This is a genomic window from Bacteroidota bacterium, assembly GCA_016715425.1.
Taxonomy (GTDB): Bacteria; Bacteroidota; Bacteroidia; order Chitinophagales; family BACL12; genus JADKAC01.
Map to the genome: position 1 here is coordinate 92,531 of JADKAC010000007.1, position 18,984 is coordinate 111,514.

Consider the following 18,984-nt stretch of genomic DNA (forward strand, 5'->3'; position numbering starts at 1 on the left):
TGTCTATTAAACTGATTCAATAACCATTGCAGAAGCACCACCTCCACCATTACAAATTCCGGCACAGCCATAACGTGCACCTTTGTGCTTCAACACACTTAATAATGTCATTACAATGCGAGCACCGCTAGAACCCAGTGGATGACCAAGAGCAACTGCACCACCAAATACATTTGTTCGTGCATGTGTAATTCCCAACTCTTTCATATTGGCAAGAGCCACTACACTGAATGCTTCATTTATTTCGAAGAAATCTATATCAGAAGTTTTTAATCCTGCTCTTTCAATTGCTAAAGGCATAGCTTTCGAAGGTGCAGTTGTAAACCATTCCGGTGATTGTTGTGCATCTGCATATCCAATAATTTTTGCAATTGGTTTAATACCTAATGCATCTGCTTTTTCTTTACTCATCAATACCATTGCGGATGCCCCATCATTAATATTGGATGCATTTGCTGCGGTAATTGTTCCTGCCTTATCAAACACCGGAGCTAGTGTAGGCACTTTATCAAATTTCACTTTTGAATAATCTTCATCTTCAGAAATTACAATTGGATCACCTTTTCTTTGAGGAATTGAAACAGGCACTACTTCATCATTAAACCAACCATTTTTCCAAGCTTCAGCAGCACGACGATAACTTTCAATTGCATAGTTATCTTGATCTTCACGACTGAATTTATATTCACGTGCACAAGTTTCACCGCAGCTACCCATGTGTTTATCACCATAAGGATCCCACAGTCCATCTTTAATTACACCATCTTCCACTTTGCCATGACCAAGCTTTGCACCGAAACGCTCTTTCATTAAATAATACGGAGCATTACTCATGCTTTCCATACCGCCGGCTAATACCACATCATTAATACCGAGTTGAATGGATTGCGCACCAATCATAATTGCTTTCATACCCGAAGCACATACTTTATTAATAGTAGTTGATGGTGTAGTATCCGGAACACCTGCTGCTAACATTGCTTGTGTAACGGGCGCCTGACCAATACCCGCACTAATTACATTTCCCATTAATACTTCTTGAATATCACTGCTTTTAATACCTGCTCTTTCAATTGCGGCTTTCATTGCAACGGCTCCTAATTGCGGTGCTGTTAATGGTAATAATCCTCCACCAAATGCTCCGATTGGAGTTCTTGCTACAGATACGATATATACTTCTTTCATTCTTAAAATTTTTTTTTGATTAACATCGCAAAGGTACTGCTCGTTTATTTACTTAAATAAAATGCAGATTAAGCAAACCGAATTACGAGTCTGATTATATACCACAACTTACCATTTCAAAACGAAATCTATTTATTCGTGATAAGCCTGATTATGCGATAATGCTCCTCCGCAACTTGCACAAGATCCTGCAGAACCAGCTCCACCTGGATGACCTTTGGAACAGGTGTAATGATAAATACCTTTCGAATTTTGTGCAGCAGTTTTAGATTGATTTATTCCGGGTTGAATAGTAGTTGCAGGAGGCTGTCCACCAGTTTGGTTACCCGTATTGTGATAAGCTTGATTATGCTGGTAAGCAGAACTGCAAACAGGGCAAGTTCCCTGAGCTGAACTTCCACTGCCTACACAATTATTTGGACAAGTGTAATGTTGCACACCTGCTTTGCCAGAATTGGTTACACCCGGAATAGGTGTAGTTGTAATTGCCGGTGGATTAACTGGAGGAATTACAGTTCCGGAATCAGACAAGGTGATTCCTTTAAAATCTTCATTCGATTTACTTTCCGTTTTTTCATCATTTGTATTGGAACATGCTGAAAGAAAAAAGAAAACAATTGCGAGTGGGACGAAAATTTTATAAAAGTTAAGTTTCATTTTTTTATTTTTTAATAATTCAATTTTTCATTTCTTAAATCCAGTTATTTGTGCATCAATGCTATATTTCCCCGGACCAATAATTATAAAAGTAAGGAAAACAAATAACAGACTTAAAGGATAAGAAAATCCATCTCCTTCTACATAAGAACTATACACTACAATAAACATAGTGAATGAAAGCAGGAATGCAGCAGGTCGGGTAAACAAACCTAAGATAAGAAACACTGAACCGAAAAATTCGGCAAAAGCCGCCATAAATCCCCAAAATTCCGGAGCAAAATTAATTCCGACAATATCCATTGCACCTCCTAATTCTTTCCAAATTGATGGATCGGATATTTTCCGAAATCCATGATGATAAATAAAAGAAGAGCCAATTGCTACCCGAAGGAATAATAACCCAAAATTTAAAAAAGTAGCATTCGCATTAAATAAAAACCGCTTCATTTCTTTTTGTTTTAAAGTAAAAATAAAATTATAAAGGCACAATCAATTCATAATAGACAGCACCATATCCACACCATATACCCAAACCACCATTAATATTTGTGGCCGCAATTGTTACCGAAGTGAATGGACCATCAGAACCATTATCCGCTTCTAATGTTCGCCAAAAATCGTAACTAAAAAAATCTATTGTTGTCCAGCGCAATCCAACAGTATCTCCTTTCCAAAAATATCCATAAGTATTTTGATCAAAAGGTTCGCCGGGTGCAAGAGCTCGTGTTACGGGAAATTCAAATGTTTGTCCATTAAAAAATAAATCATCAACCACCGAATTAAAATCAGGATAAAATCCATTATTATTTCTGCTGGTAAAAATTCTATAATAATTTCCTAATACAGAAGGATCATTCAGCATACCATACACACGAACTAAAGAATCATTTTCAGGATCTTGTTCGCTTGCCGGCCGATAATAAATACTATCTACATAAATTAAATCCGGAATTTTTGTGGATGATGTTAATGTATCCTCACCTGCAATGATGAGTAATGAATATGTTTTACCTGCTTCACCAACAAAAGCCGGCGATCCACTGAGTATATCGGGAACAGTATATAAACATGCATTATACGCATATTCTCCGGTGGTGGAATCAATTGCAATACCCAATAATTCCGCAAGCAATGGTTTCAATGCATCCGGTAATTCATCTAAACAAAATTCTATAAGTGCAACAGAATTTTCACCATCACTTACCTCTACAAAAGCGCCATTCACCAAATAAGCATTCATTGAATTGAAATTGATTTCGCCGTAAAACGGAATAGTTTTCGTGAGACTTACAAACGGTGGTAAATCATTTTCAATATAACCTTCTACCACAATTTTAGATTCAGGTTCCGGAAAGTCTAAAGTAATATCTGTTTCGCATGCAGTAAGCAACAAACTAAAAATTGTAATGATATATATATTGCGATGCATAATTTAAAATTTAAAATTCCATGTGATTGATGGTATGATCGGAAAAATGGAAACTTTTTTTGCCTGGACATTTACATTTCCTGTACTCAACTCTCCTTCAATATCTGTATAAATGAAATACGGATTTTTTCTTGAATACACATTATACACAGAAAAATTCCAACTCGACTCAAACTTTTTTTCGGGTTTGTTTTTTAAAGTTGCAGAAACATCAAGTCTGTTATAGGGTTCCATTCTATAACCATTACGTGGACCATAATCAGTTCTCAATTCGCCTTCTACCACATAAAAACTTTCGGCAATTGTAGTTGATTGACCGGTAGCATAAACAAAGGTTGAAGAGAAAGACCAACGTTTATTTAATTCATATACAGCTACAAGTTCCAGATCATGCACACGATCATATTTTGTAGGAAACCAATTATCGCCGGTTGTTAAATCAGGAAATTGACGTTCTGTTTTAGAAAGTGTATAGCCCACCCAACCGGTAAATTTTCCAAATGCTTTTTTAAAAAATAATTCTACACCATATGATCTTCCAATACCAAATACAAAATCATTTTCTATATCCGTACTTATTTCAGGCACATAAGAATCTGCAAATTCAATTTGATTTTTCATGTCTTTATAATACACTTCAATGGATGTTTCAAAAGTATTATTCTGCAAATTTTTAAAATATCCCAACGAATATTGAATACCTTTTTGTGGTGCTACTCTTGCCGTACTAGGCACCCATAAATCTGTGGGCAGTGTACTTGTGCTGCTGCTTACAAGATGAATAAATTGATTGGTAACAGCAATGCCTGCTTTTAAACTGGACGTTTCATTAATAATATATCTCGCACTAATTCTCGGTTCAAATCCCCAATAATCTTTAATGGGTTCTCCGCTTTTATAATTAATTGTATCCACAGGAACTTGGGTAACAGGATCCACATCAATAAAATTATAAGGACCCACTTGCAAAAAATAATCTGCCCGTAATCCCGCATTAATTTTTAGTAACGGCCCCACATTAAATTCATCTTGAATATAAATTGCAGCTTCATGAGCATATTTTTTATTCAGTGTATCCGTACTGAATTCAGTATCACCCGAACTGCCTTGTGCTGAATAAGGAGAAAACTGATGATAGATATAATTGAGTCCATACTTTAAGGTGTGATTTGAATTGAGATAATAATCGAAATCGGTTCTTAAATTATAATCACGCACACCACTGTATAATGAAAAATCAAAATCATCGAATGCACTTTTCACTTCAAAATTATAATCGTTGTAAATCGCAGAGACATTCATAAATAATTTATTGCTGAACAAGTGATTCCATCGAGCCGTAGCAGTAGCATTTCCCCAAGGAATTTCTACATTAAAATCATCATCCGGGGATTGATAATTAAATACATCTCTTCCAAAATATCCACTCAAAAACAGTCTATCCTTATCTGTGAATTTGTAATTCAATTTAGTATTTAAATCATAGAAATAATATCTATTTCCATCAAATTCTGTATTGCGAATAAATGGTTGAATCAATACATCAATATAAGTGCGTCGGGCAGAAATAATAAATGAAGCTTTGTCTTTTACAAGCGGTCCTTGAATAGTAAGTCGTGAAGAAATTAATCCAATTCCACCTTCTGCATGAAAATTTTGATTGTTACCATCTTTCATTTGCACATCCACCACACTGCTGAGCCTGCCACCGTATTGTGCCGGCATTCCCCCTTTTACCAGTGTTACATTTTTTATAGCATCCGAATTAAACACACTGAAGAACCCGAACAAATGTCCGGTATTATAAACCACTGCTTCATCTAATAAAATTAAATTTTGATCAGGCCCTCCACCTCTAACATAAAAGCCACTGTTACCTTCTCCGGCACCACCAACACCGGGAAGTAATTGCAACGTTTTTAAAATATCTACTTCACCAAATAATGCAGGAACAGATTTTATTTGTTCAATACTCAAATCCACCGTTCCCATATTGGTACTTTGAATATTTGCATCTTTCTTCTCACTGGTAATCACTACTTCCTGCAAAATATTTTTCAATTCCAGATTTATATTTAAACGTAAATCAGCATTCAACTCAATTTCACGGCTTATTACCTCGTATCCTACAAAGGAATAATTAACAGTATAATTTCCTTCGGGTAAAGTGATGGAATAAAAGCCATATACATTAGTAACTGTACCTGTAGGATTTTCGCTTTGAATAAAAATACTTGCACCAATAAGATCTTCACCACTGGCTGCATCTTTAATATAACCGCTGATAGTAAATTTATTTTGGGCAAACAAAACAGAAGGAGTACAAAGACATAGAATAATAAAGAGCGAGGAGACTTGTATTTTCATAGCACTCCTAAACACCATAAAGTGCGTTTCTGTTTTTGACATGTAATTATTTAACAAATTCATTTTTCAAATTCAATTATTATCCTTGTTTAAGAGATAAGTTTAATAGTATGGTGATATTACTCATCAAACTCTTTACTTTGTATAAGTTCTTTTGAAGTATAACATTTAAACCTTTTACAAATGAAAAAATTTGTTGTTCCTGCAATAACAGCAGGTATTGCATTGTTGGCATTCAGTTTTGCTGCATTGTTTTTAGTAATTCGATTCTTGCCACCATCCACAAGCGATTTATTTTACAACCCCGTGTTTTGGCCGGGCGAAGATAGAGCGATGTTATATTATATTCATCCATTTATTTTAAGTTTTGCTTTATCCTGGTTCTGGAACAGGTTTAAAAAATCATTTGATGGAAACTTTATAGCAAGAGGTGTGGAATTTGGTGTGGTGTACGCTATTATAGCAACACTTCCTTCTATGTGGATTTCATTTAGTGCATTGAATGTAACAATTGTAATGGTTAGTATGTGGTTTATTTATGGAGTATTTCAAGCAACTATAGCAGGATTTATTTTTGCTAAATTGAATCCTTAATTAATAATCATCTGCCGATTCCGATTGAGAAGGTTTGCGCTTTTTCAAATATTTTTCAATGGTTTGAATAATCGCATCCTCAGTTGCAAAACCTTTACTTACTAATAAAATTTCTCCATCCATTTGTAAATAGATAGCTGGTAAAATATCCGCATTTAAATCTTCGGCAACTATAAATTGTGCTTCCGCAGATTTTATATTTAAATCTTGTTTCATTTTTTCTTCTAAGTCTTCCGGTTTCAAATCAAATTGTAAGGCACATAAATCAAACAACTCTTTTGACTGCGGATATATTCCATTATAAAAAATGGAGTGTTGCATACACTGCATAAACTCCAATGATTTTTCAGGATAATACAAACTGAAAATATATAATGCCACTGCACAATTACGTGAATCTAAAAAAGTAGTGTCATCTTTAAATAGACCATTTAAAAAATCTTCACCAAATGTCACTCCTGTTTTTGACTCCACTAATTTATAATCCCCTATCAGATAAGGCAATAATGTATTGAGCGTACCTGCATTTTCATTGGCTGCAAAACCGGATGAAATAACGGTAAAGTCTGTTTTATTTTGAAAATGTTTTTGCACATTTGACACCCTTTCATTTCCACCGTAACACCATGCACACATAGCATCTGTAACATACACTATCACCGGTCTGTTTCCTGTTTGTGCAAAAATGGTAACATTGGAGAGTATCAATAAAAATGTGGCTACTACATTTCGATAATTAATAAATTTCATAATAAATGATTTTTGGTTCAATGATAAAGTAAAATGCTTTTCTAAATAGTATTTGTCAATTATGAAATAAAAATTTTGTCTTTAATTCTTATGGATTGGCAACTAATATTTCTAAAGTTTTGGATTTCGAGTTTGTATTTACACGAATAAAATAAATTCCACTTGCGGTGTATTGCGGAAAGTTTTGAATAATTATTGGATTTATTTGTGTGTCAGAATATTCAGGTTGAACTACAAGTATTTTTTTCCCGCTGATATCAAAAATTTCAATCGTAGCATCAGCAGTTATTTTATCGTAAACGATTAGATACAAGTTTGTTTGAACCGGATTAGGAAACACTGTGAAGAGCTCATCATTTTGTTGACCATCAAAACCTTTCAGAAATAAATCAGCGAGAAACAAGTTTGGAATTCCCCAGCCCAATTTATTATTTGGAGTTTTTGCAATGGAAGCACTTTGTTTCAAAGCCTGCATAATTTCCATATTGGTTTTATCAGGATGCGCTTGCCATAAAATTGCCGAAGCACCTGCAGCAAGAGGAGATGCATAAGAAGTTCCACTGCCAATAGAAACATAACCTTCAGAGCTTAACACAGCAGCATTACCTCCTTGTGTTGCAATATCCGGTTTTATTCTACCATCTGCGGTTGGACCTACGGAACTGAAAGATGAATACTGACGGTCACCATCTACAGAGCCAATAGCAAACACACTATCCCCATCAGCTGGCGCACCGATGTAATGCCATGAGTCAGAACCATAATTTCCCGCTGCTGTACAAACTAAAATTCCTTTGCTTGCAGCCATGTCCGCAGCTTTCGTAATTACCGTAGTATTACCATCCAAATCGGAATAGGTGTGACTTTCGTCAGGATTATCAAATGTGGTATAACTCAAGGAAGAATTAATAATATCAACACCTAAAAAATCAGCTTGCTCGGCACCGGCTAACCAAAAATGTTCCTCAGCCACATATTCGCTATCTACGATTTCCGTTCTGAACAAATAATATTTTGCATCCGGAGCAGCTCCAACATACACTCCCGGAACATCCGCCGCCATTATAGAAAACACATTGGCACCATGATAACTGGAAATAAACACGCTATCATTATCATCAGGAAAATTCCAGTAACCAAGAATTTGTTCTTTTTCCCACACTGAAGAAAAGCCAACTCCTGTATCCACGCCAATAAATCCCGCATCAAAAACTGCGATTACCATATCATTTCCTGTGTATCCATTCTCATGCAAAAATGGACCTTCTATCATTCCAAATTGATTTCCTGCTAATCCATAATAATTCGTTTCTGTTGTTTTTAAATTCTCTATTGACAACATAGGCATTTCCGTTTGACGTTTCATTTTTCTCACCGGTTCAATTTTGGAAACGCAATTAAGTGATAAAATAGAAGCGAGAATTTCGGGGTCGGAGGATTGAATACTAATTGCATTTAACCACCTTGAAGCTGTAATTATTTTGACACCGGTTTCTTTAATCTGACCGATATAAAATTCACTCACGGGCAAATCAGAATAGCTCATTGGAATATTAAATCGCTTTCTTTTTTCTATTGAACGAGTGCTTAAAAATTCATGAGGACGATCAAGCGAATATTCGGAATGCTGCTTATCTGTCAGATAAACCCAATAGGTTTGAGGCAGCATTTCATCTTGCCCAAATACAAATTCAGAAATTTGAAAGAAAAAAAGGAGGATAAAAAATTGCTTCAAGTATAGCATCTAATTGTTAGTTTAAAAATCTGATTTGTAATTAGTTATAATCTATAACTGTCATCCTGACACTATACCCACACTGCGTATTTTCTTCCCAAATACAATCGGGACAAATATTTTGAGTGGTATAATGACGAAAAAATCTATACACCATTCCCACTCCTTTAGCATACTTCTCTTCCGAGTGATTAAGCTCAATTAAATTCTGACTGCCATTTTGCACCACTGTTATTACATCCTCAAAATTAAAAACACCGACTAATTCCGGCTCTCTCACTTTGGTGTAACAGAACTCCCATCCTTCTAAAAATACCAGATTATTACATTGCTGATCTACAAGTATAGAACTCAGTCCACCGAGGTAGGCATGACCTTTCCATTCCACATCTTTTTCCACCGGAGAAACAAGTTTTATATAGCGCAAATTGTTCTCTACTTTTTCTACGGATACATCTTTATAGTTCGCAGTTCCGGTTCCAACTAATGTCCAGGAGTCAGTTCCTGATGGTCGGCTGAAACGCTCAATCCTATAATTCAAAAAATTACTGCCATCTCTGAAAGTATCTGTAAGCACTTCTTTAATATCTACATGCACAGTATCGTTGGCAATAGTTTCGAAATAATGAATGCTATCCGTTTTATAAGTGATATACTTCCCAATTGCCAAAGGATAATAATCCATTGCCTGATAAACCGTAATATTCTTTACCGAATCTTCAGTGCAGGAAATTATCAGGCTACCTGTTAAAAAAAGTATTACAGAAACAACAAGTAATTTATTGGTTTTCATTAGTGTGGTCAATTAAAAAATTGCTTAAAATATTTCCTCCTCCAATCACATCATTGCCTTCATAAAACACTGCAGATTGCCCGGGAGTAATTGCATTTACCATAGTTTCAAATTCTACTTTCAATATTCCATTTCCTTCGGGAATAATAGTGGATAATGCGCCGGGGGATTTGTATCGGATTTTGGTAGAAACTTCCATTGCATCATTTATTGCGGCATATTTCTGCAAATTCAGATTGTGTACAAATGCACCATTGCGCAATAAATCTTCTTCTAATCCCAGAACCACTTCATTTACATCAGGACGGATTTCAGAAACAAAATACGGTTGACCCAAAGCAATACCTAAACCTTTGCGCTGACCAATGGTGAAAAAAGGATAGCCTTTATGTTTACCCAGAATATTTCCATTTTTATCCACAAACAAACCACCATCTACTCTTTCTTCCAACCCTTCTACTCTGCGTTTTAAAAATCCACGATAATCGTTATCAGGTACAAAACATATTTCATAACTCTCTGCTTTATTAGCCAACTCAATCAAACCCATGTCTTTTGCCATTTGCCGAATTTCAGTTTTTCTGAGATGACCTAAGGGAAAGTTAGTACGCTTCAAGCAATCCTGACTAAGTCCCCAAAGCACATACGATTGATCTTTATTATCATCCGTTCCTTTCGAAATATAAAAGCGATCATCCGATTTATTTACTCGTGCATAATGACCGGTTGCAATAAATTCACAATCCATTTGATCGGCACGACGCAACAAGGCTTCCCATTTAATATGTGTATTGCACAACACACATGGATTAGGAGTGCGGCCGGATAAGTATTCATCCACAAAATTATTTATAACATAATCGCCAAATTCTTCTCGGATATCTACAATGAAATGATGAAACCCCAAATCAACAGAAACCTGACGGGCATCATTAATTGAATCGAGGCTACAACATCCGGTTTCTTTTTTAGAACCACCACTTGTGGCATAATCCCATGTTTTCATAGTAATTCCCACAACTTCATAGCCTTGCTCGTGCAACATAATCGCAGTAACAGTGCTATCCAATCCGCCGCTCATCGCCACCAAAACTTTTCCATGCTTACTCATAGTGTAAAATTACAACGACAAGCTCTCATTAGTTCGAAACAGAATTGTTACTATATCAGAAATAGGTAAACAATGGAATTTTTATAATGAAATTCATGATGAAATGCCACTCATGTTTAAATAAAAAATAATGCAACTTTACCCCATGCCGCTTGAGATATGTTGTTATAATGCAACAAGTGCAATTGTTGCCGCAGATGCAGGTGCAAATAGAATTGAATTGTGTGCAGGTGCTTCCGGAGGAATAACTCCTTCTATAGGAACTATTGAAACTGTTTGTAATTCAATCAATATTCCGGTGCATGTATTAATAAGACCTCGTGAAGGAAATTTTAATTATTCAAAGAAAGAGTTTGAAGTTATACTGAAGGATATTGAAACATGTGAAAAAATAAAAGTTGCAGGAGTTGTTTTTGGAATTTTGGATTCATCAAAAAAAGTGGATGTGAATCGTTGTAAAGAATTAATATCAGTGGCAAATGGAATGCGGTGTATTTTTCATAAAGCAATAGATATAGTTCCGGATATCGAATCTGCATTTGAAACAATAATAGATTGTGGTTTTAAAACAGTTTTAACAAGTGGAGGAAAACAAAATGTATTTCATGGTTTGCAACAACTGCTTAAACTAAAACAAACATTTGGTACTGCAATTCAAATAATGCCCGGCGGCGGAATTCGCAGTGAGAATATTTCTGCTATTAATAATGTGTTGCATTCTAAATGGTATCATTCAAGTGCAATCATAAATACAAATACAAATGAAAAAGTAGAGATGTATGATAATAATGATATACTGATGTGCAACACTCAAGAAATTAATGCTATGCAATTATATCTCAACAAGGCAAATTCATGAACAGAAATTTTATTTTGCTTGCATTGATTTTTCAACTGCATTGGATTCAAGCACAAAGCATTTTTCCTCTCAATTCAAATTGGCAATTCAGAGAAGATGGAACAGATACCTGGTATGCTGCAACAGTTCCCGGAACAGTGCATACAGATTTGATGGCAGCAGGAAAAATTCCGGATCCTTTTTATGGAACAAATGAAAGTTTAGTGCAATGGGTGGAAGAAAAAAATTGGGATTATAGATGTGTATTTAATTTAAATGAATCACAAGTTGCAAATAAAAACACCTCACTTGTATTTGATGGCATTGATACTTATGCAGATATTTTTTTAAATGGAATTCTCGTTTTACAAACAGATAATATGTTTCGCCAATGGGAAACAGCAATTGATACTTTGCTGAGAGCAGGAGAAAATATTTTGACAATTAATTTTACTTCTCCTTTAATAAAAAGTAAACAACTTGCGAATGCATCATCCATTGTTTTACCTGTGGAGGAAAGAGTTTACACACGCAAAGCACAATACCATTATGGTTGGGATTGGGGGCCTCGACTTGTTACATCCGGAATTTGGTTACCGGTGTATTTGCAATTTAAAAATGATGTTTCAATAGAAAACATACAAGTAATTACGGATAAAATAAAAACGGAGTCTGCAACAGTAACATTTAATTCAAATATATTTTCAACAACTGCTGAGGATATTACATTAGAAATTTCAGATGAAAAAGGCAATACAATTTTTTCAGAAAACTATTTACTCAGGCAAGGAGAAAATAACATTCCAATTTCCATTCAAATTCAATCGCCAAAACTTTGGTGGTCGCATGATCTTGGCGAACCGTATTTATATAATTATACAATACAGTTATTTGTAAATGATCAACTAATAGAAAAGAAAAAAATACAATTCGGAATCAGAAAAATAGAATTAATCACCACACCGGATTCTATAGGAACATCTTTTTATTTTAAGCTAAATAACCAACCTGTTTTTATGCGTGGAGCAAACTTTATTCCCACAGATAATTTTTTGCCACGCACAACTGACAGTTCCTATCTCGCACAATTATTAGAAGTAAAAAATGCCAACATGAATATGCTGCGCATTTGGGGTGGAGGCATTTATGAGAAAGATATTTTTTATGATTTGTGTGATTCATTGGGCATTCTTGTTTGGCAGGATTTTATGTTTGCCTGCGCCATGTATCCCGGCGATAGTAATTTTATATCCAATGTGAAAAATGAAATTAATTATCAGGTTAAACGCTTGCGCAATCATCCGAGTATTGCATTATGGTGTGGCAATAATGAAATAGATGAAGCATGGAATAATTGGGGATGGCAAGTAAAATACAATCAGGAAGATCAGGATAAAATCTGGAGTTGGTACAATGCAATATTTGATACAATGATTCCAAATATAATTGCAAGTGAAGATGGAACACGATCATATTGGCCATCATCCCCTTCTATCGGTTGGGGTCGTAAAGAAAGTTTATTAAGTGGTGATGTACATTATTGGGGAGTGTGGTGGGGCAATCAATCGTTTGATTACTACAATGAAAAAGTAGGAAGATTTATGAGTGAATATGGATTTCAGGGAATGCCTTCTTATCGTTCATTTAAAAAATTTACTCCGGAAAAAGAATTGAAATATAATTCACCAACAATGAAAGCGCATCAAAAACATCCTGTGGGTTATGAAACAATTCTTACCTATCTAAAAAGAGATTATAAAAGCAGTACACAATTAGAAACATTTATTTATACTTCGCAACTATTACAGGCAAAGGGAATAGCAACGGCTATTGAAGCACACCGACGATCAATGCCCTATTGTATGGGTACTTTATTTTGGCAAATGAATGATTGCTGGCCAGTTACTTCCTGGAGTGCAATTGATTATTATGGAAACAGAAAAGCATTGTATTATGTAGCAAAAACAAATTTTGCACCAATGATAATTTCTTTGGCCAAGAACAAAAATGCTTTGGATTGTTTTATAATAAATAACGGAAACAAAAAAGAAAATATCACTGCAATAGTTGAAGTACTTATGACTAATGGATCTATCATTAATGCAGATACTTTGCAATTGGATATTCCGGCAGATTCTGCATTTATATTTTTTAAACTCAGTAAAAATTTATATACTCAAAAAGAAAAAAAAGTAGTTCGTGTACGATTGATAGATCAAGAGGAAATGCTTTGCGATTATTTCAAATACTTAGTGCCACCAAAAGATTTGCAATTGAAAAAACCGGAAATAGAAATTGATTTTCAAAAAAACAATAATATGCTTTCAGTAAAAACAAATGTATTTACTTCAGGCATATATCTCTATACTGAATCAGAAGAACTGAAATTAAGTGATAACTTTTTTGATCTTGTTCCCGGCGAAACCAAATATCTGCACATAGAAGGAAATTTTTCAGATGATGCAGAAAACATTTTATATAAATCTTTAAATACGATTAGATAATAACTATGGCCCGATATGCAATTTCAGATATTCACGGATGTATAAAAACATTTAATAGTTTGCTTGATAAAATCGCTCTCACAAAAAATGATACGTTGTTTTTATTGGGTGATTATATTGATAGAGGAAATAATAGTAAAGACGTAATTGATAAAATCCTGAATTTAAAAACGGAAGGATTTGATGTGCAATGTCTGTTGGGAAATCATGAATGGTTATTATTAAATGCCGCTTATGAAAGAGGTTATAAAGACAATTGGTTAAGTCGCAATGGTGGCATTGCCACATTAGAAAGTTATGGAATTATTGCAGAAGACTATTTAAATTATATTCCAGAATCACATCTGCATTTTTTTAAAAGTCTTCAATACTTTATTGAGTTAGATGATTATTATTTAGTGCATGCAGGTTTTAATTTTAAAGACGAAGATCCGTTTGGAGATTACCATAGTATGATTTGGATAAGAGATTGGTATAAACATATAAAAATAAGTTTGTTGGGAGATAAAAAAATTGTCCATGGTCATACACCAAGATCAATTGTTTCATTGCGTGAAGATGTTGCTTCCGGAAAAAAAGTAGTGTTTGATATTGATTGCGGATGTGTATATAAAGGAAGAAGTTTTGGCGGACATTTAGCTTCCTTAAATCTGGATACATTAGAAATTATAGGACAGGAAAATATTGAAGATTAAGGTATCCGCTTCAAATCAATAGCCGAAGCTTTACCTACTCGTATCGGAACAGATTCTTCCACCATATTTGTTTGCTCCAAACCAAAATCCTCCGCAGTGGATATTCCTAATTTTTTAATAATTCTATACCCCTTCACTACAAATTGTTCCCAGGGTGAAAGTTTATCATCTATTGCAATTCTGGATTGAACAACAATGAATTTAAAATCCGCAGGCAATTCAAATTTGCGCAAAGAAGGATAACGACTTAGGATATCTACCTCACCATTTGCAACTAAATCACTCACTATTTTAGAAAACATATAATTCACTTTATGCTCTACTTTAAATCCAAAACGCAAACGAACGAAAAGCAAGTTTTCGGAATTAGAGTTTGTACCTGATATTCCGCTTTATAGGGATCATTCGTTATATCCACATGCACAAACCAATACACATCTGCCCGTTTGGGTTTTTTTTCTAAACACCGAATATAAAATATTGGAGTCTATATGATTAGCATCATTCACCATGCTGAGGTAAACAAGATTAGTTGCTTCCTTTGGCACAGTTTCATCTTTCATCAATTCCTTGAGTAGTGGAATAAACTCCTTCATTTCTATAAACTCGATATGCTTATTGCGCAAGATGCGTCCTTTATAAAACAACCATGTCGCCATAAAAATGATGGATGCAATCAACACTGTAAACCAACCTCCATGAGATAATTTTAATAGATTGGAAGCAAGGAAACTCAGCTCAATAGTAATGAATACACCAAAAAATAAAACAATAAATAACCAAGGTCGGCGATGCAATTGCAATAATTTTGTAAGTAGCAAAGTGGTCATTATCATATCTATGGTAATGGTAAGTCCGTAAGCAGCTTCCATATTTTTTGATTCACGGAAAACTAAAACCACAGTAATACAACCCAGATATAAAAACCAATTAATAGCAGGTATATAAATCTGCCCTTTAATATTGCTTGGATACACTACTTTAAAATTGGTCCATAATTTCAACTTTGTGGCTTCATTCACCAAAGTAAAACAACCAGTAATTACCGCTTGACTTGCAATGATTGTTGCAGCAGATGCGATGATAATTCCAATTGGTAAAAACCACTCGGGCATTATTGCATAAAACGGACTGGTATCTTCTGTAAAAAAAGTGCCTTCATTTCGCATTAACCACGAGGCTTGTCCGAAATAACAAAGTAGTAACATGGACAAAACAAATACCCATCCTATTCTGATATTTTTTTTACCACAATGACCTAAATCGGAAAACATTGCTTCTGCACCAGTAGTACAAAGAAAAACTGCACCCAATATCCAAAAACCTCCCGGGTACATTACTAATAAATTAATTGCATACATCGGATTAATTGCACGCAAAACGGATGGGTCCTGCACGATTTGAATAAACCCGAGTGTGCCAATCATTAAAAACCAAATAGTCATGATCGGACCGAAAACTGAACCGACTACCTGAGTACCGAATTGCTGAAAAATAAATAATGCGCTGATAATTATTATTACGATTGGTACTGTCGGAATATCAGGATTTAGAATTGTTAATCCTTCTATGGCAGATGAAATTGAAATGGGTGGAGTAATAAAACCATCGGCAATCAAAGCTGCGCATCCAAGTAATGCCGGAAGAATTGCCCATTTTACTTTATATCTTCTTACCAAAGCATAGAGCGCAAATATTCCTCCTTCACCTTTATTATCAGCATTTAATGCGAGATATACATATTTAAAAGTGGTGATGATTAATAAAGTCCAAATTACACAACTCAATCCACCGAGAACGATATCTTCATTGATAGTGTGTCCACCAACAATTGCCCGCATTACATAAATAGGTGATGTACCTATATCACCATAAATAATTCCGAGTGTAATTAAAACGCCTGCAGCGGATATTTTGTGCAGTTTATTTGTGGAGTCGTTCATTGTGTTTAGCGCACAAATATATACTTATATCTGTATGACAACAGATATAATTTCCGAATTAAAAATAAAATAGATGACTAGTTACTCAGCTTTAATTTCTTGAGCCGCTTTGTTTTTATAGCTTGTAAAATCCATTGTTTTATAAGTGCCTTCTGCATAAAACTTTAGCATTAGCATCATATCATTTGGATCTTTATAGCCGGCTTCTACTCCTATCTTATCCCCTTTGGTGGAAATAAATGATATAGTGGGGTAACCTAAACGCCCGCTGCGAGAAGCATACGCAACAGCAAAATCATTAGTGCCCCGGCTGCCATTACTTTTTGTAGAATAAGTTTTGCCGTTAAAAATTAAATCTTCTTTTTGTTCCGCATTAAATTTCACCGCATAAAAATTTTCATTTACATATTTCACCACTTCAGGATTCATATATGTATTTGCATCTAATTTTTTACACCATCCACACCAATCAGTATAGAAATCAATCATTACTAACTTATCTTTTTTCTTTGATTTTTCTACTGCTTCTTCTAAGGTGATCCAGTTTATTTCTGTAGCTTCTGATTTATCTGAAGCGGATAAAGTTTCATTGCTTATTGGCATAAAACTGATGAACAGTGTAAATAACAGTGTTGATAGCATGGTGGTATTAATTTATTTTTTAATGTTTGAAATGTAGCTTTGACTATATGTTTCCCACGGAGTATTCTTAAAATAATCCTGACCGATATAATCCAAAATTGGTTCTAATTGCTCTGCGGATAAAGCGCCTGAAATAGGTTGAATCATATCTAGATTTTCATCTAAGAATACCATCGTTGGATATGCAATACCTCTTTCTGTAGATGCGATATAAATGGTAAATTCATGGGTACTCATTCTTGCAGCAGCACCCGGATTTGGATTTACAAATGTTTTATCCTTAAAGTAAATTGTATCCGAAGATTCCGCATCAAATTTTGTGGGAATATAATAAGTACTTAATAGTTGGCGAATGCGAGGATTGCTGAATGTATTTGCATCTAACCATTTGCACGGCCCGCACCATGTGGTATATACATCCATAAATATTTTCTTATGGGTGATTTTATTTTGTTCAATAGCTTCTTCTACGCTATACCATTTAAATTCTTCTTCACCTTCAATTTTGGAAACAACAGGAGTTTCGAAAGATTCTTCAGGTGTAATTGATTTATTGAGAACAACAAATGAAACTATAACGCCACTAATTACTATTAAACCGGAAAATAAAAGAGTCTTACGCATATTTATCAATCTTAGTTTGGTGCTTGATTTAACAAAAATAATTCCATAATAGTTAAATTGCAATCAATATAAAGATTATGACGGATAATAAACGTAGAATTATAGTTTCGGTATCGGGTGCCAGCGGTGCTATTTACGCAAAAGTGTTGTTCGATAAACTTTTGTTAATGAATGATCAAATTGAAAAAATTGGTATAGTGATGAGCGACAATGCAAAAGATGTTTGGCAATATGAACTCGACAATCGTGATTATGAAAATTATCCCTTTCACTATTATGATAAAAATGATTTCATGGCACCTTTTGCTTCAGGGTCCGCCAAATATGATACATTATTTATTTGCCCTTGCTCAATGGGAACTCTGGGACGAATTGCCACAGGAGTCTCCAATGATTTAACTACAAGAGCTGCGGATGTAATTTTAAAAGAGCGTCGAAAGCTCATACTTTTAATCCGGGAAACACCCTATAATCTTATCCATATACGCAATATGGAAACAGTAACAATGGCGGGCGGAATTATTTGTCCGGCTTCTCCTTCCTATTATAGTAAGCCTAAAAATTTTGAAGAACTCACCGCAACAGTAATTGACCGGGCTTTGGAATTAGCAGGATTATCAGTAAACGGATATCGTTGGGGTGGAGAAGCTTAATTTTTATTCTTCTATTACAAATGTTCCTGCAATCCTATCATGCAATGCTCTTTTTCGATCATCCAATAGCACCATCAAAAAACCTATCAATAAAAATATTGCTGAAAGAATTTTTGATAAGTTTCGAATGATAGATTCTGATAACGTTATGCGACCACCTTGCAGATTCACTACTTTAATACGCATTAATAATTTCCCTACAGTTGCCTGATACTTACTTCCTTCCATTATAATGAAATACAATAAACCGAAAATACTTCCAAACCAAATTATTCCCATAGAAGGATGAAATAGAGAAAACCCAAATATCAAGGCCAGAATGGAACGGGCAATACCTATCATCAACATATCAATTATATAAGCAACAAAGCGGGATAAAAATCCTGCATAAATTGTTTGACCCGACTGTGAATCTATTATTTGCATACTGTAATTTCCTTTTATTTCCGTGTATCTTTGCG

17 protein-coding genes and 1 pseudogene are annotated in these 18,984 nt (G+C 34.7%); 5 read left to right on the top strand and 13 right to left on the bottom strand.

Translation table 11 applies throughout. From position 1 onward, the window contains the following. Window positions 1-6: 6 nt before the first annotated feature. The 5 genes from IPN31_12645 to IPN31_12665 all read right to left on the bottom strand — a co-directional run bounded on the left by IPN31_12645 (window position 7) and on the right by IPN31_12665 (window position 5,641). On the bottom strand, window positions 7-1,185 hold the full coding sequence (locus IPN31_12645) for an acetyl-CoA C-acyltransferase (GenBank protein MBK8682721.1): 1,179 nt from the start codon (window positions 1,183-1,185) through the stop codon (window positions 7-9). 132 nt (window positions 1,186-1,317) lie between these two features. Continuing rightward, a complete protein-coding gene (locus tag IPN31_12650; GenBank protein ID MBK8682722.1) occupies window positions 1,318-1,842 on the bottom strand; it encodes a hypothetical protein in 525 nt (174 codons plus the stop codon). A 27-nt stretch (window positions 1,843-1,869) separates the two neighbouring features. Next, entirely contained in the window at window positions 1,870-2,292 is a 423-nt protein-coding gene (locus IPN31_12655; GenBank protein MBK8682723.1) for a DoxX family protein, read from the bottom strand. Between the two features lie 28 nt (window positions 2,293-2,320). Then, window positions 2,321-3,274, bottom strand: a complete 954-nt coding sequence (locus IPN31_12660) for a DUF4249 domain-containing protein (protein MBK8682724.1) — start codon at window positions 3,272-3,274, stop codon at window positions 2,321-2,323. Window positions 3,275-3,277: 3 nt separating this feature from the next. Continuing rightward, window positions 3,278-5,641 carry a TonB-dependent receptor gene (locus tag IPN31_12665; protein MBK8682725.1) on the bottom strand — a complete coding sequence of 788 codons (2,364 nt, stop codon included), beginning with the start codon at window positions 5,639-5,641 and terminating at the stop codon, window positions 3,278-3,280. A gap of 183 nt (window positions 5,642-5,824) precedes the next feature. Here IPN31_12665 and IPN31_12670 point away from each other — a divergent pair, with 183 nt between their 5' ends. Next, the gene (locus tag IPN31_12670) at window positions 5,825-6,235 is read left to right on the top strand and encodes a hypothetical protein (protein MBK8682726.1); all 411 of its coding nucleotides are present in this window, start codon (window positions 5,825-5,827) and stop codon (window positions 6,233-6,235) included. Here the strand turns inward: IPN31_12670 and IPN31_12675 are convergent, their stop codons facing one another. The 4 genes from IPN31_12675 to mnmA form a co-directional block, all read right to left on the bottom strand. Then, window positions 6,236-6,985, bottom strand: coding sequence for a hypothetical protein (locus IPN31_12675; protein MBK8682727.1), 750 nt, complete (start codon window positions 6,983-6,985; stop codon window positions 6,236-6,238). A gap of 88 nt (window positions 6,986-7,073) precedes the next feature. Further along, complete coding sequence (locus tag IPN31_12680) at window positions 7,074-8,729, bottom strand: S8 family serine peptidase (protein ID MBK8682728.1); 1,656 nt, start codon at window positions 8,727-8,729, stop codon at window positions 7,074-7,076. A gap of 31 nt (window positions 8,730-8,760) precedes the next feature. Continuing rightward, window positions 8,761-9,513, bottom strand: a complete 753-nt coding sequence (locus tag IPN31_12685) for a hypothetical protein (protein MBK8682729.1) — start codon at window positions 9,511-9,513, stop codon at window positions 8,761-8,763. Further along, on the bottom strand, window positions 9,500-10,624 hold the full coding sequence (gene mnmA / locus IPN31_12690; protein ID MBK8682730.1) for a tRNA 2-thiouridine(34) synthase MnmA: 1,125 nt from the start codon (window positions 10,622-10,624) through the stop codon (window positions 9,500-9,502). The genes IPN31_12685 and mnmA overlap by 14 nt, the downstream gene beginning before the upstream one ends. Window positions 10,625-10,754: 130 nt before the next feature. Here mnmA and IPN31_12695 point away from each other — a divergent pair, with 130 nt between their 5' ends. From IPN31_12695 to IPN31_12705, 3 genes are read left to right on the top strand one after another with little or no spacing between them, the layout of a single operon-like run. Continuing rightward, window positions 10,755-11,483 carry a copper homeostasis protein CutC gene (locus IPN31_12695; GenBank protein ID MBK8682731.1) on the top strand — a complete coding sequence of 243 codons (729 nt, stop codon included), beginning with the start codon at window positions 10,755-10,757 and terminating at the stop codon, window positions 11,481-11,483. Next, window positions 11,480-13,966: a glycoside hydrolase family 2 protein gene (locus tag IPN31_12700; protein MBK8682732.1), complete on the top strand. Its 2,487-nt coding sequence runs from the start codon at window positions 11,480-11,482 to the stop codon at window positions 13,964-13,966. Before IPN31_12695 ends, IPN31_12700 begins: the two co-directional genes overlap by 4 nt. A 5-nt stretch (window positions 13,967-13,971) precedes the next feature. Further along, entirely contained in the window at window positions 13,972-14,661 is a 690-nt protein-coding gene (locus IPN31_12705; GenBank protein MBK8682733.1) for a serine/threonine protein phosphatase, read from the top strand. Here the strand turns inward: IPN31_12705 and IPN31_12710 are convergent. From IPN31_12710 to IPN31_12720, 3 genes and pseudogenes are all read right to left on the bottom strand, one after another. Continuing rightward, window positions 14,658-16,604 (bottom strand): annotated as a pseudogene (locus tag IPN31_12710) (KUP/HAK/KT family potassium transporter). The gene IPN31_12705 and the pseudogene IPN31_12710 overlap by 4 nt on opposite strands. A gap of 81 nt (window positions 16,605-16,685) precedes the next feature. After that, a complete protein-coding gene (locus IPN31_12715; GenBank protein ID MBK8682734.1) occupies window positions 16,686-17,246 on the bottom strand; it encodes a DUF255 domain-containing protein in 561 nt (186 codons plus the stop codon). A gap of 12 nt (window positions 17,247-17,258) precedes the next feature. Then, window positions 17,259-17,870: a thioredoxin family protein gene (locus IPN31_12720; GenBank protein MBK8682735.1), complete on the bottom strand. Its 612-nt coding sequence runs from the start codon at window positions 17,868-17,870 to the stop codon at window positions 17,259-17,261. Window positions 17,871-17,947: 77 nt separating this feature from the next. Here IPN31_12720 and IPN31_12725 point away from each other — a divergent pair, with 77 nt between their 5' ends. Beyond that, a complete protein-coding gene (locus IPN31_12725; GenBank protein MBK8682736.1) occupies window positions 17,948-18,523 on the top strand; it encodes a UbiX family flavin prenyltransferase in 576 nt (191 codons plus the stop codon). 3 nt (window positions 18,524-18,526) lie between these two features. Here the strand turns inward: IPN31_12725 and IPN31_12730 are convergent, their stop codons facing one another. Further along, complete coding sequence (locus IPN31_12730) at window positions 18,527-18,949, bottom strand: RDD family protein (GenBank protein MBK8682737.1); 423 nt, start codon at window positions 18,947-18,949, stop codon at window positions 18,527-18,529. Window positions 18,950-18,984 lie beyond the last annotated feature (35 nt).